General features: G+C 73.3%; 10 protein-coding genes. 3 read left to right on the forward strand and 7 right to left on the reverse strand.

All coding sequences use genetic code 11. The features are described 5' to 3' along the window. Positions 1–477 (reverse strand): hypothetical protein (locus tag CW362_RS28090; RefSeq protein ID WP_103552398.1); only part of this gene is annotated, 477 nt, incomplete at its 3' end. A 75-nt stretch (positions 478–552) separates the two neighbouring features. Then, on the reverse strand, positions 553–873 hold the full coding sequence (locus tag CW362_RS28095; protein ID WP_103552399.1) for a peptidase: 321 nt from the start codon (positions 871–873) through the stop codon (positions 553–555). 135 nt (positions 874–1,008) lie between these two features. On the opposite strand from CW362_RS28095, the gene CW362_RS28100 reads away from it, so the two are divergent. After that, positions 1,009–3,171 (forward strand): protein kinase domain-containing protein, encoded by a 2,163-nt coding sequence (locus CW362_RS28100; RefSeq protein ID WP_103552400.1) that lies wholly within the window; start codon positions 1,009–1,011, stop codon positions 3,169–3,171. Between the two features lie 72 nt (positions 3,172–3,243). On the opposite strand, the gene ilvD is transcribed toward CW362_RS28100, so the two are convergent. From ilvD to CW362_RS28120, 4 genes are all read right to left on the reverse strand, one after another. Then, complete coding sequence (ilvD, locus tag CW362_RS28105) at positions 3,244–5,097, reverse strand: dihydroxy-acid dehydratase (RefSeq protein ID WP_103552401.1); 1,854 nt, start codon at positions 5,095–5,097, stop codon at positions 3,244–3,246. A gap of 180 nt (positions 5,098–5,277) precedes the next feature. Continuing rightward, a complete protein-coding gene (locus CW362_RS28110; RefSeq protein WP_103552402.1) occupies positions 5,278–5,895 on the reverse strand; it encodes a TetR/AcrR family transcriptional regulator in 618 nt (205 codons plus the stop codon). After that, positions 5,892–6,716 carry a sugar phosphate isomerase/epimerase family protein gene (locus CW362_RS28115; protein ID WP_192582803.1) on the reverse strand — a complete coding sequence of 275 codons (825 nt, stop codon included), beginning with the start codon at positions 6,714–6,716 and terminating at the stop codon, positions 5,892–5,894. Before CW362_RS28115 ends, CW362_RS28110 begins: the two co-directional genes overlap by 4 nt. A gap of 349 nt (positions 6,717–7,065) precedes the next feature. After that, a complete protein-coding gene (locus CW362_RS28120) occupies positions 7,066–7,998 on the reverse strand; it encodes a Ppx/GppA family phosphatase (protein ID WP_103552404.1) in 933 nt (310 codons plus the stop codon). A 125-nt stretch (positions 7,999–8,123) separates the two neighbouring features. Between CW362_RS28120 and CW362_RS28125 the strand changes: the two genes are divergently transcribed. Further along, positions 8,124–8,963, forward strand: a complete 840-nt coding sequence (locus tag CW362_RS28125; protein WP_103552405.1) for a DUF3109 family protein — start codon at positions 8,124–8,126, stop codon at positions 8,961–8,963. A gap of 36 nt (positions 8,964–8,999) precedes the next feature. On the opposite strand, the gene CW362_RS28130 is transcribed toward CW362_RS28125, so the two are convergent. Next, positions 9,000–10,796 carry a BACON domain-containing protein gene (locus tag CW362_RS28130; RefSeq protein ID WP_420856882.1) on the reverse strand — a complete coding sequence of 599 codons (1,797 nt, stop codon included), beginning with the start codon at positions 10,794–10,796 and terminating at the stop codon, positions 9,000–9,002. 298 nt (positions 10,797–11,094) lie between these two features. On the opposite strand from CW362_RS28130, the gene radA reads away from it, so the two are divergent. Then, positions 11,095–12,504 carry a DNA repair protein RadA gene (gene radA, locus CW362_RS28135; protein WP_103552407.1) on the forward strand — a complete coding sequence of 470 codons (1,410 nt, stop codon included), beginning with the start codon at positions 11,095–11,097 and terminating at the stop codon, positions 12,502–12,504. The last annotated feature ends 68 nt before the right edge of the window (positions 12,505–12,572 follow it).

Consider the following 12,572-nt stretch of genomic DNA (forward strand, 5'->3'; position numbering starts at 1 on the left):
GCGGGGCTTCTTGGCCGGGTTGCCGGTGCGGCGGGTGGTGCGGCGGGTGTACCGGGCCCTCGCCGCCTCGTACTCCTCGCGGTGGAGCTTCTCGCCCGGGGCCTCGCTGAGGGAGCGGACGAAGTAGGCGAGGAGGGAGCCGACGAAACCGATGGTCAGCAGGCCGCGCAGGGATGCCTGGCGGTCGGGGTCGGGGCGCTTGGAGAAGGCGCCCGAGGTGTGGCCGAACGCCAGCGCGCTGCACACCGCGAACATCACCACGACCATCACGGTCACGGGTGTCCCCACGTCCGCGATGGCCAGGCCCTGGTAGGCGAAACGGAGCACGAAGCAGGAGGCCACCGCGGCGGCCAGCGAGCCGACGGCCACGCCGATCCGGCGGCCGGTGTAGCCGCCGTCGTGCTCCACCCAGGTCGTCCCGAAGAAACGCAGGGGCTCGGGCTGGGGCCCCGCGGGGGTGCTGGTCTCGTCGCTCACCCGATGATTATCGCCCCGGTTGCCCCGGTGACGGCTGCGGCGGCCGTCACAGATGCCGTTCGGCGGGAGCGTCGGTCAGGAGCACTTCACGGCGACGTAGCCGTCGCTGCCGGTGCGTACGTAGGCGTCCGACACGAACTGGCCGTTGGCGATGTTGTCCCAGATCGTCGAGGACCCGTACGGGCCGGTGACGGACTCTCCCTGGCACTGGCAGCGGATCGGGACGCTCGATCCGGCCGACAGCGTGCGGACGATCGGGTAGTGGGTGCCGGGTCCGCTGCGGACGTTGACGGTGTGTCCCGGGGCGAGCGGGTAGGTGCGGATCGTCGCGGCGGCCAGCGGCTCCGTCTCCGCTGCCTCCGTCGCGTCCGTGATCACGATGTCTTCCGTGGCCATGTCGAATTCCCCCGTTGAATTGGTTCACGCCAAATTCGGACTGCGCGAGGAGGCTAGCAAGCCGTCGAGGTTTCGCACGAAGGATCGACTAGGCTCTGCGCGTCGCGCATGCGGGCGATCCCACGGGGGTGAGTGATGCCGCCACAGCGCAGCACCGACACAGAAGCGGAACATCCGCTTCATGTCGGGCAGTACCTGCTGGAGACGAGGCTGGGCTCCGGTGGCATGGGGATCGTGCATCTGGCGCGGTCCGCCTCCGGGTTGCGGCTGGCCGTCAAGGTCGTGCACGCCGAGTTCTCCCAGGACCCCGAGTTCCGGGGGCGGTTCCGTCAGGAGGTCGCGGCCGCGCGCCGGGTCAGCGGTGCCTTCACCGCGCCCGTCGTGGACGCCGATCCGGAGGCCGAACGCCCTTGGATGGCAACCCTGTTCATTCCGGGGCCGACGCTCGCCGAGCACGTGAAACGGAACGGCGCGCTGTCCACGGACCGGCTGCGTCATCTGATGGCCGGGCTCGCGGAGGCGCTGCGGGACATCCACCGGGCCGGTGTCGTCCACCGCGACCTCAAGCCCAGCAACGTCCTGCTGGCGGAGGACGGGCCGAAGGTCATCGACTTCGGCATCTCGCGCCCCGCCGACAGTGAACTCCGGACCGAGACGGGCAAGTTGATCGGCACGCCGCCGTTCATGGCGCCGGAGCAGTTCAGCAGGCCACGGCATGTCGGTCCGGCCGCGGACGTGTTCGCACTCGGTTCGGTGATCGTGCACGCGGCCACCGGGAGCGGGCCCTTCGACTCGGACAGCCCCTATCTGGTCGCTTATCAAGTCGTGCACGAAGAGCCGGACTTGACGGGAGTGCCGGAGGAACTGCTCGACCTGGTCGCGCGCTGCCTCGCGAAGGAGCCCGAGGACCGGCCGACCCCGGACGAGCTGATGACCGCGCTGCGCTCGGTCTCGGCCTCGTACGACACCCGGGCCTTCATTCCCGAGCAGCGGACCGGGGCGAGGGAGCCGGCGCCTCCGGCGCGGGACGTGGCAGCGCGACCACGGCACGAACGCCCGGAGGGTTCCGAGGACCTGACTCATGTGGCCGCCGGGAAGAAGGGCGGACGGCGGTGGCGGCTGCCGGCCGCCGTCGCCCTGGCCGGACTCGCCGCGGGCGCCGTCGCCCTCGGCGTTCTCGCGCGGCCGGACGGGACACAGACCCCGGCGTCGGCGCAGAAACACGTGGCGCGTCCGTCGCAGAGCGACGGTTTCGGGCCGTGGGACGTGAAGGTGACGGCCGCGGGGGCCAAGGCCGGCGGACAGCCGCAATGCGTCTACGGCGCACACCGGTTGTACTGCGTCCGGCCCGGCGCGCTGGCCGTCGCCGTCGATCCCTCGAACGGCAAGGTGCTGTGGTCCCGTCCGGACCCGAAGGGGCGGAGCGGCGACGTGCCGAGCGCGCCGGTCCTGTCGGGCGGGCTGCTCCAGGTCCTCAGCCGGGGTGGACACCGGCTGACGGCACTGGATCCGTCCACGGGGAGGACCCGCTGGGACCGGGACACGACACGCTACTCGGGTGGCGTCGCCCACGCCGGTGGCGTCACCCTGCTCACCGGCCCCGGCTCCGAGGTCACCGCCCTCGACGCGGCGACCGGCAAGCGGTTGTGGCAGCACGCGCTCCCGGGGCTGTCGGCACCGAGATTCTCGTCGTACGAAGACGGCATCGCGTACGCCGTCTCACCGGACGGAAGCCGGATCCGGGTGGCGGCGGTGGACCCCGAGACCGGCACCGTGAGCTGGCAGCGACGTCTGGATCAGGGCCTGAACCTCGTGCACGCCGAGTCCGGCGTGCTCTGGTTCACGTCCACGAGCAGTGACCAGTACACCGACGCCGTCGTGCGTTACGACGTCACCGACAGGACCGCCAGACGCGTCAAGCTGCCCGTGCCGCTCCCCGGAGCACAGGCCGTCGTCCACAAGGACACGGTGTACCTGCTCGCCGACGGCGGCTCGCTGGTGGCCGTGAGCACCCGGACCTCGGCGCAGTTGTGGCGGGTGGAGACGTCCGTCAGCTGGTCGTCGGCCCCCGTCGTGGACGGGGACCACCTGTACCTGAGTGCCGTGGACGGGCGCCTCGTCGCCGTCGACACCGTCCGGGGCGCACTGCTCGGTCAGACGAAGGCGCGGCCGGGCAGCGCCCGGGGTTCACTCGTCAGCGCGCTCCCGTCCCCCCTCACCACCGGCACCCACGTCTACGCCACCGCCCCCGACGGCTCCCTCTTCGCGGTCGACGGGCGGGATCCCTCGGGCTGGTGAGCCGTTGGAGGGGCCGCCCCGGCCGGGGCGGCCCCTCCTCACGGTTTCGGCGGTCCTGGGGCCGGACGAGGGCTAGCCCAGCTTCGACACGTCCCGGACCGCGCCCTTGTCCGCGCTCGTCGCCATCGCAGCGTAGGCGCGCAGGGCGGCCGAGACCTTGCGGTCGCGGTTCGCGGGGGCGTAGACGCCGTTCAGGGCCTCGCGGCGGGTGGCGAGTTCCTCGTCGGACACGAGCAGTTCGATCGAGCGGTTCGGGATGTCGATGCGGATGCGGTCGCCGTCCCGGACGAGGGCGATGGTGCCGCCGGACGCGGCCTCCGGGGAGGCGTGGCCGATCGACAGGCCCGACGTGCCGCCGGAGAAGCGGCCGTCGGTGATCAGGGCGCAGGTCTTGCCGAGGCCGCGGCCCTTGAGGAACGAGGTCGGGTAGAGCATCTCCTGCATGCCGGGGCCGCCCTTGGGGCCCTCGTAGCGGATGACCACGACGTCGCCGTGGGTGATCTGCTTCTTGAGGATCTTGTCGACGGCCTCGTCCTGGGACTCGCAGACGACCGCGGGGCCCTCGAAGGTCCAGATGGATTCGTCGACGCCGGCCGTCTTCACGACGCAGCCGTCGACGGCCAGGTTGCCCTTGAGGACCGCGAGGCCGCCGTCCTTGGAGTAGGCGTGCTCGGCGGAGCGGATGCAGCCGCCCTCGGCGTCCTCGTCCAGTGCCAGCCAGCGCTCGGACTGGGAGAAGGCCTCGGAGGAGCGGACGCCGCCGGGGGCCGCGTGCCACAGTTCGACCGCCTCGGGGGACGGGGAGCCGGCGCGCACGTCCCAGGTCTTCAGCCAGTCGGAGAGGGACGGGCTGTGGACCGAGTGGACGTCCTCGTTCAGGAGGCCCGCGCGGTGCAGTTCGCCCAGCAGGGCGGGGATGCCGCCGGCGCGGTGCACGTCCTCCATGTAGTACGTGCGGTCCTTGGCGACGTTCGGGGCGACCTTGGCGAGGCACGGCACCCGGCGCGAGACCTCGTTGATCTCGTCCAGGCCGAAGGGCACGCCGGCCTCCTGGGCGGCGGCCAGCAGGTGCAGGATCGTGTTGGTGGAGCCGCCCATGGCGATGTCGAGGGCCATGGCGTTCTCGAAGGCCGCGTGGGTGGCGATGTTGCGCGGCAGGACCGACTCGTCGTCCTGGTCGTAGTAGCGGCGCGTGATGTCGACGACCGTGCGGGCCGCGTCCTCGTACAGGCCCTTGCGGGCGGTGTGGGTGGCGAGGACCGAGCCGTTGCCGGGCAGGCTCAGGCCGATGGCCTCGGTCAGGCAGTTCATCGAGTTGGCGGTGAACATGCCGGAACAGGAGCCGCAGGTCGGACAGGCGTTCTCCTCGATGCGGAGGATGTCCTCGTCCGAGATCTTGTCGTTCACGGCGTCGGAGATCGCGTCGACCAGGTCGAGCGTGCGGACCGTGCCGTCCACCAGGGTGGCGCGGCCGGACTCCATCGGGCCGCCGGAGACGAAGACCGCCGGGATGTTCAGGCGCAGCGCGGCCATGAGCATGCCGGGCGTGATCTTGTCGCAGTTCGAGATGCAGATCAGGGCGTCGGCGCAGTGCGCCTCGACCATGTACTCCACCGAGTCCGCGATCAGGTCGCGGGAGGGCAGGGAGTACAGCATGCCGCCGTGGCCCATCGCGATGCCGTCGTCGACGGCGATCGTGTTGAACTCGCGGGCGATGCCGCCGGCGGCCGTGATGGCCTCGCTGACGATCCGGCCGACGGGCTGGAGGTGGGTGTGACCCGGCACGAACTCCGTGAAGGAGTTGGCGACCGCGATGATCGGCTTCCGTCCGATGTCCGCGCCCGGTACACCGGAGGCACGCATAAGGGCGCGTGCGCCCGCCATGTTGCGGCCGTGGGTGACTGTGCGGGACCTCAGCTCGGGCATCGTCGCTCGCTCCTTCGGAGAGTTAAGACTGGAGTCGAGCGTACGCCGGTGCTCCAGGATCCGGACAGGCTGTCCGCATCCCGGGACATATGTCTCGCCCAGCGGTTGTCCCGGTGCCGCGTCCGCGCATGTCGGCCGCGTTCACCGGGGTGGGACCGCCCCGGTGGCGGCCCCGCTCGCTCATGGGTTCGTCAGGTGGCCCTGCACCACGGGCGCGACCCGGGCCACGATGCGCTCCAGGTCCGCCGAGGCCAGCGGCTCGACCTTGATGACGTGGCGCAGCATCGCGACCCCGACGAGCTGGGCCGCCGCGAGCTCCGCGCGCAGTTCCGGGTCCGGGAGGTCGATCCTGCCCGCGATGCGGCGCAGCAGCTGGGCGGCGACGAGACGGCGGAAGACGGCGGCCGCGGTGTCGTTGTTCACCGCGGAGCGGACGATCGCGAGCAGCGGGGTACGGCTCGTGGGGTTCTCCCAGATGCCGAGGACGAAGCGGGTCAGGCGCTCGCCGACACCGTCCAGGGGGCCCTCGACGATCTTCTCGGGCGCGCCGAGCGCGGGGGCGAAGGCGACCTCGATGGCCGCCTCGAAGACCTGTTCCTTGGTGCCGAAGTAGTGGTGCACGAGGGCCGAGTCCACTCCGGCGGACTTGGCGATGCCGCGGACCGACGTCTTCTCGTAGCCGCGCTCGGAGAACTCCTCGCGGGCCGCCTCCAGGATGCGGTCGCGGGTGGCGGGGGCCGCCTGCGTCTGCGTGCGGGTGGGGCGTCCCCGGCCGCGGCGGGGGGCGGCGTCCGTCATCCGCGGGGCACCTTCACCGCGGAGGCGAGGTGGAGCCGGGTGAAGGCGAGGGCCTCGGCGAGGTCGGCCTCGCGCTCCGCGCTGGACATCGCGCGGCGGGTGTTGACCTCGATGACGACGTGGCCGTCGAAACCGGACAGCGCGAGGCGGTCCAGGAGTTCGGCGCAGGGCTGGACGCCGCGGCCCGGGACCAGGTGCTCGTCCTTGTTGGAACCGTTGCCGTCGGCGAGGTGGACGTGTCCGAGGCGGTCGCCCATGCGGTCGATCATCTGCAGGGCGTCGGTGCGGGCGGTCGCGGTGTGGCTGAGGTCGATCGTGAAGTGCCGGTAGTCGTCCTTCGTCACGTCCCAGTCGGGGGCGTACGCGAGCATCTCGCGGTCGCGGTAACGCCACGGGTACATGTTCTCGACGGCGAACCGCACGTCCGTCTCGTCGGCCATGCGCCAGATCCCGGAGACGAAGTCACGGGCGTACTGGCGCTGCCAGCGGAACGGGGGGTGGACCACGACGGTGCTCGCGCCGAGCTTCTCGGCGGCGGCCTTCGCGCGCTGGAGCTTGGTCCACGGGTCGGTGGACCAGACCCTCTGGGTGATCAGCAGACAGGGCGCGTGAACGGCGAGGATCGGCATCCGGTGGTAGTCGCTGAGGCGGCGCAGTGCGTCGATGTCCTGGCTTACGGGGTCGGTCCACACCATGACCTCGACGCCGTCGTATCCGAGGCGCGCGGCGATCTCGAAGGCCGTCGCGGTCGACTCCGGGTACACGGAGGCCGTGGACAGCGCGACCTTCGCATCCGGGATGCGCACCACTGGTTCTGCCACGAGGGACAGCGTACGGGGTGCCTCCGGCGGTTGGGCTGGGGTGGCGGACCCGGCCGGGAGGCTCCCGTCCGCCCCTGCCGGGGGTCGACCGGCCTCCGGCCCGGGGGGCGGGTGGGGCTCCGGCCTGGGACGCTCGGGCCTGCGGCCGGGGGTGGGGGCCGGCTCCCGGTCGCGGGGGCCGGGTCCCGGGGCCGGGGTGCGCTTGTGATCGATGCCACGCCCTGCCGGGTGGACCGGGGGCGCCCACTCGCCGTGGGGGGCTTGTTCCGGTGGGCGGCTTCCCCTCGCAGGGGGCTGGGCGCGCCGTTTCCCGCGCCCCGGGGCCTTGGGGGGGGGCTCGTTCCCTCTCCTACTCCGATGCCATGTGGTCCAGGCGGCGCAGGATGACGCCCTCGCGCAGGGCCCAGGGGCAGATCTCCAGGGTCTCGACGCCGAACAGGTCCATGGCGGCCTCGGCGACCAGGGCGCCCGCGAGGAGCTGGCCGGAGCGGCCCGGGGAGACGCCCGGCAGCTCGGCCCGTTCGTCCGCCGTCATGGACGCGAGGCGGGGGACCCAGTCCTCCAGGGAGCGGCGCTTGAGCTCGCGCTGGACGTACGGGCCGTCGGCGGAGCGGGCGGCACCGGCCAGCCGGGCGAGCTGCTTGAACGTCTTGGAGGTGGCGACCACGTGGTCCGGGGTGCCGAGGCGGCTGAACTCCCCGACCGTCCGGGCTATCTCGGCCCGCACGTGCCGGCGCAGCGCCCGTACGTCCGCCGGGTCCGCCGGGTCGGCGGGCAGCCAGCCCGCGGTCAGCCGGCCGGCACCGAGCGGCAGCGACACCGCGGCGTCCGGCTCCTCGTCCATCCCGTACGCGATCTCCAGGGAGCCGCCGCCGATGTCGAGGACGAGGAGCTTGCCCGCCGACCAGCCGAACCAGCGGCGGGCCGCCAGGAAGGTGAGCCGCGCCTCCTCGGCGCCGGTGAGGACCTGCAGCTCGACGCCGGTCTCGGCCTTCACCCGGGCGAGGACCTCGTCGGCGTTGCCGGCCTCGCGCACGGCCGACGTCGCGAACGGCAGCAGTGCCTCGACGCCCTTGTCCTCGGCGGCCTCCAGGGCGTCCTGGACCGTTTCGATCAGCTTGTCGACGCCTTCGGGGCCGATCGCCCCGCTCGCGTCGAGCAATTGGGCGAGCCGCAGTTCGGCCTTGTGCGAGTGCGCGGGCAGCGGGCAGGCGCCGGGGTGGGCGTCCACCACCAGCAGATGCACCGTGTTCGAACCCACGTCGAGGACACCGAGTCTCATGTACGGAACGCTACTGCCCGCACGCCGGTTCCCGTGGGGCGGGGCGAAAGCCCACGTCGAACGGTGACCTCCGTGGTACTGCGGGAGCGTCCCCGGAGCGGCCCGAAGCGACTTACCCTGGACGCGTGCCAAAGACGAAAAAGGCGAAGTCCGACAAATCGGCCACGGGTTCCGTGCGGGCGCAGGCCGCCAAGTCCGGGAAGCCCGCGAAGAAGAGCGACGAGAAGGGCCTCGACTTCGCTCGCGCGTGGGTGGAGTTCCCCGATCCTGCCGATGACGAGCAGGTGTTCCGGTGCGATCTGACCTGGCTGACCTCCCGGTGGAACTGCATCTTCGGGAGCGGCTGCCAGGGCATCCAGGCGGGCCGCGCCGACGACGGCTGCTGCACGCTGGGGGCGCACTTCTCCGACGAGGACGACGAGAAGCGGGTCGCGGGGCACGTGGCCCGGCTCACGCCGGAGATCTGGCAGCACCACGACGTGGGCGTGGAGACGGGCTGGGTGTCCGAGGACGAGGACGGCGACCGCCAGACCCGCCCGTACGAGGGTTCCTGCATCTTCCAGAACCGTCCCGGCTTCGCCGGCGGCGCGGGCTGCTCGCTGCACATCCTGGCCGTCAAGGAGGGACGCGAGCCGCTGGAGACCAAGCCGGACGTCTGCTGGCAGCTGCCCGTGCGCCGTACGTACGAATGGATCGACCGGCCCGACGACACCCGGGTGCTCCAGGTCTCCATCGGCGAGTACGACCGCCGCGGCTGGGGACCGGGCGGCCACGACCTGCACTGGTGGTGCACGTCGGCGACCTCGGCACACGGCGCCGGCGACCCGGTGTACGTCTCCTACCGTCCGGAGCTGATCGAGCTGATGGGCAAGGCGGGGTACGACCGCCTGGCCCAGCTGTGCGAGGAGCGGCTGGCCTCGCGGCTGCCGCTGGTGGCGCCGCATCCCGCGGATCCGGTGGGCTGAGCCCCGGTCCGGGTCCTACGGGCGGCGGCCCGGGCCCTACGGCGTGCCCGGGTCGCCGCTGTCGCCCGGTGGCGGTGACGAGGTGCCCGGGTCCGGGGAGGGCGGGTCGGTGACGGTGGCCGTCGGCGTCGGGTCGGGCGGGGTCGGGGACGGGGCCTGGTCGCTGGGGGTCGCGGCCGGGGTGGAGCCCGGCCCCGAGGGGGTCGGGACGCTCGCGGTGGGGACCGGCTTCCCGCTGGGGCGGGACGGGCCCGCCTTCCCGTACCCGGTGATCGTGACCACCGCGCCCGCCGGGGCGATCGCCACCCGCGCGGCCCAGCGGCCCGTCGGCTCGCGAAGGTGGTCGACGTGCACCCTGATCGTCAGTGACTCGCCCGGATCGAGCGTTCCCGAGGACCGGCTGAGGTAGAGCCAGGACGCGCCGGTGCGCGCGGACCAGCGGACCGGGGCGCTGCCGGACGCGGTCAGCGTGACCAGGGTGGTGTCCCCGCTGGTTCCGGCCGTCACCGACAGGTGCCCCGGGGTCGTCCCGCGGGCGCTGACGACCTCGACGGACACGTCCGACGAGCCGCCGCCCCCGGTGAAGCCGGAGCCGGGGCCCGCGCTGGCGTTCCCGGCGTTCTCGTAGCCCGCCCTCCCGCCGTCCGGGCCCCCGGGGTCCTGGGCCTCGCTCGTACTGGCCGGACGGCCGTCCACGCCCTCCCCGGCCAGGGGCGCGCCCCGGTACGCGGCCCACAGGGCGAGAACGGGGGCGGCGACGACGGTGGCGACGATGGTCGTCGTGACGGCACGCGCGCGCAGGCGGTCCCTCCGGGCGGCATGGTCCTTGGGGTCCATCGGGAAGCCGCGCCGGTCGAAGCGCGGAGCGCTGCCCCGCGCGCGGGGGGCGTGGGCCATCGCGGAGCACAGGGCCGCGTGCGGGGCCCGGAGCACGGGGAGCGCCGCGGGCGTGACGCTGGTGCCGGGCCAGGCGCCGGGGACCGCGCGCTCGGCGGCACGGCGGCAGCGCGGGCAGTCGTCGACGTGCCGGACCAGTTCGTCGCGCAGGGTGGTGCTCAGCACGAGCCTGCTGTCGCCGGTGAGCCGGGCGACGCTGGGACAGGCGCCGGTCTCCACGACGGCGAGGGCCGCGCGGGTGCGTTCGACCTCGCAGGCGGCGGAGGCGAGCAGCTCGCGCGCGACGGCGAGCTCGATGCCGAGGACGGCGGCGACCTCGTGGGCGGCGAGCTGGTGGCGCACCGCGAGTTCGAGCGCCTCGCGCTGTTCGGGGGTGGTCCCGGCGGCCTCCGGCCAGGCCAGCAGGGAGAGTTCGCGGCGGCGGTGGTCCTGGACCTCCTCGGGCACGGGGACGGCGCTCAGCGCCTCGGCCGCGCGCCGGTCGGCGGCGGCCTTGTGCGCCGCGTCCGGGGCGGCCCCTTCCCGGGGTCCGCCCGCGGCCTTCTGGGGTCCGCTCCGGTGCGGCGCGCGCCGTCCGGAGGCGTGCGCCGCCTGCCGCCTGCGCCGGGCTTCCGTGAGCTTGCGCAGACAGGCCCAGCGCGCGAGCGCGTAGAGCCAGGCCCTGCGGTCGTCGGCGGCCTCCGGGCCGCGCGGGCCGCGCCGCTCGGCGAGCGCGAGGGCGTCCCCCAGGGCGGCGGTGGCCGCGTCGTGGTCGCACAGCACGGACAGGCAATAGGTGAACAGGCCGTCCAGGTAGGGCTCGTACCGCGCGGGGGGACGCCGGACCAGGGTGCGGGGGGTCGCGCCACGGGGCGCGGCCGCCCGTTTGCGCGCGGCTCCGTGCGCCCGGCGTGCGCCAGTGGTGTGCGTGGAGGTCTCCGGACTGCGGCTCATCACCCGTGCGACCGTAGGTGCCCGGGGCCAGCACCTCCCTGCACCTTGAGCACATTTAATCCGTACGGGTGAAACGATCCCTCATAAGGGGACAGGAGCCCCCGACCCCTGGCCCGGGCCGTCACGGGCGGCGATGGCGGTCCATGGCAGATGGCGGCGGCGACGGCTCCGCGCGGGACCCGGTCTCGCGGGGGTGCGGGAACGGGACGCGGGGGCCCGCGTCACGTCACGGGTTCCACGGAGCGGGCGGGGTCGTACCGCCGCGTGCCGGGTTGTCAGTGGCTCCGGTTACGGTTCGGTCATGGCTGCCCGTACGAAATCCGCGAAGGACCGGCCGTCCTACCGCTGCACCGAGTGCGGCTGGCAGACGGCCAAATGGCTCGGCCGCTGCGCCGAGTGCCAGGCATGGGGGACGGTCGAGGAGTACGGCGCGCCCGCCGTCCGTACGACGGCCCCGGGGCGGGTCACCACGTCCGCGCTGCCCATCGGACAGGTCGACGGCCGCCAGGCCGCCGCCCGCAGCACCGGCGTGCCCGAGCTGGACCGCGTCCTCGGCGGCGGTCTCGTGCCCGGAGCCGTCGTCCTCCTCGCGGGCGAACCCGGCGTCGGCAAGTCCACCCTCCTGCTGGACGTGGCGGCCAAGTCGGCGAGTGACGAACACCGCACCCTGTACGTGACGGGCGAGGAGTCGGCCAGCCAGGTGCGGCTGCGCGCGGACCGCATCAAGGCGATCGACGACCACCTCTACCTCGCCGCGGAGACCGACCTCGCGGCCGTCCTCGGCCACTTGGACGCGGTGAAGCCGTCCCTGCTCATCCTGGACTCCGTCCAGACCGTCGCCTCCCCGGAGATCGACGGCGCGCCCGGCGGCATGGCCCAGGTCCGGGAGGTGGCGGGCGCGCTCATCCGCGCCTCCAAGGAGCGCGGCATGTCCACCCTGCTCGTGGGCCACGTCACCAAGGACGGCGCGATCGCCGGCCCCCGGCTGCTCGAACACCTCGTGGACGTCGTCCTGTCCTTCGAGGGCGACCGGCACGCGCGCCTGCGGCTCGTGCGAGGGGTCAAGAACCGCTACGGGACGACGGACGAGGTCGGCTGCTTCGAGCTGCACGACGAGGGCATCACCGGGCTCGCCGACCCGTCGGGGCTCTTCCTGACGCGCCGCGCCGAGCCCGTCCCCGGCACCTGCCTGACCGTCACGCTCGAGGGCCGCCGTCCCCTGGTCGCCGAGGTCCAGGCACTCACCGTCGACTCCCAGATCCCCTCCCCGCGCCGTACGACATCCGGTCTGGAGACCTCCCGCGTCTCGATGATGCTCGCCGTCCTGGAGCAGCGCGGCCGGATCAGCGCTCTCGGGAAGCGGGACATCTACTCGGCGACCGTCGGCGGGGTGAAGCTCTCCGAGCCCGCCGCGGACCTCGCCGTCGCGCTCGCGCTGGCGTCCGCCGCCAGTGACGTCCCGCTGCCCAAGAACCTCGTGGCGATCGGCGAGGTGGGGCTCGCGGGCGAGGTCAGACGGGTCACGGGGGTCCAGCGGCGGCTGGCCGAGGCCCACCGCCTGGGCTTCACCCACGCCCTCGTACCGACCGATCCGGGCAAGGTTCCCGCCGGTATGAAGGTCCTGGAAGTGGCCGACATCGGCGCGGCCCTGAGTGTCCTTCCGCGCTCGCGTCGCAGAGAGGCCCCACGGGACGAGGAGCCGCGCCGGTAGACTTTGCCCTGGTCTCGCCCGTCCGTACGAAACGAGGGCGACCGAAAACCTGCGACCGGAGGAGTGCA

The sequence above is a fragment of the Streptomyces populi genome, assembly GCF_002911015.1.
Lineage (GTDB): Bacteria > Actinomycetota > Actinomycetes > Streptomycetales > Streptomycetaceae > Streptomyces > Streptomyces populi.

What these genes read in the sequence shown, in the direction of transcription:
- ilvD (WP_103552401.1), bottom strand. Translation starts at nt 5,097, where the DNA reads ATGCCCGAGCTGAGGTCCCGCACAGTCACCCACGGCCGCAACATGGCG.
- radA (WP_103552407.1), top strand. Translation starts at nt 11,095, where the DNA reads ATGGCTGCCCGTACGAAATCCGCGAAGGACCGGCCGTCCTACCGCTGC.
- CW362_RS28120 (WP_103552404.1), bottom strand. Translation starts at nt 7,998, where the DNA reads ATGAGACTCGGTGTCCTCGACGTGGGTTCGAACACGGTGCATCTGCTG.
- CW362_RS28095 (WP_103552399.1), bottom strand. Translation starts at nt 873, where the DNA reads ATGGCCACGGAAGACATCGTGATCACGGACGCGACGGAGGCAGCGGAG.
- CW362_RS28100 (WP_103552400.1), top strand. Translation starts at nt 1,009, where the DNA reads ATGCCGCCACAGCGCAGCACCGACACAGAAGCGGAACATCCGCTTCAT.
- CW362_RS28110 (WP_103552402.1), bottom strand. Translation starts at nt 5,895, where the DNA reads ATGACGGACGCCGCCCCCCGCCGCGGCCGGGGACGCCCCACCCGCACG.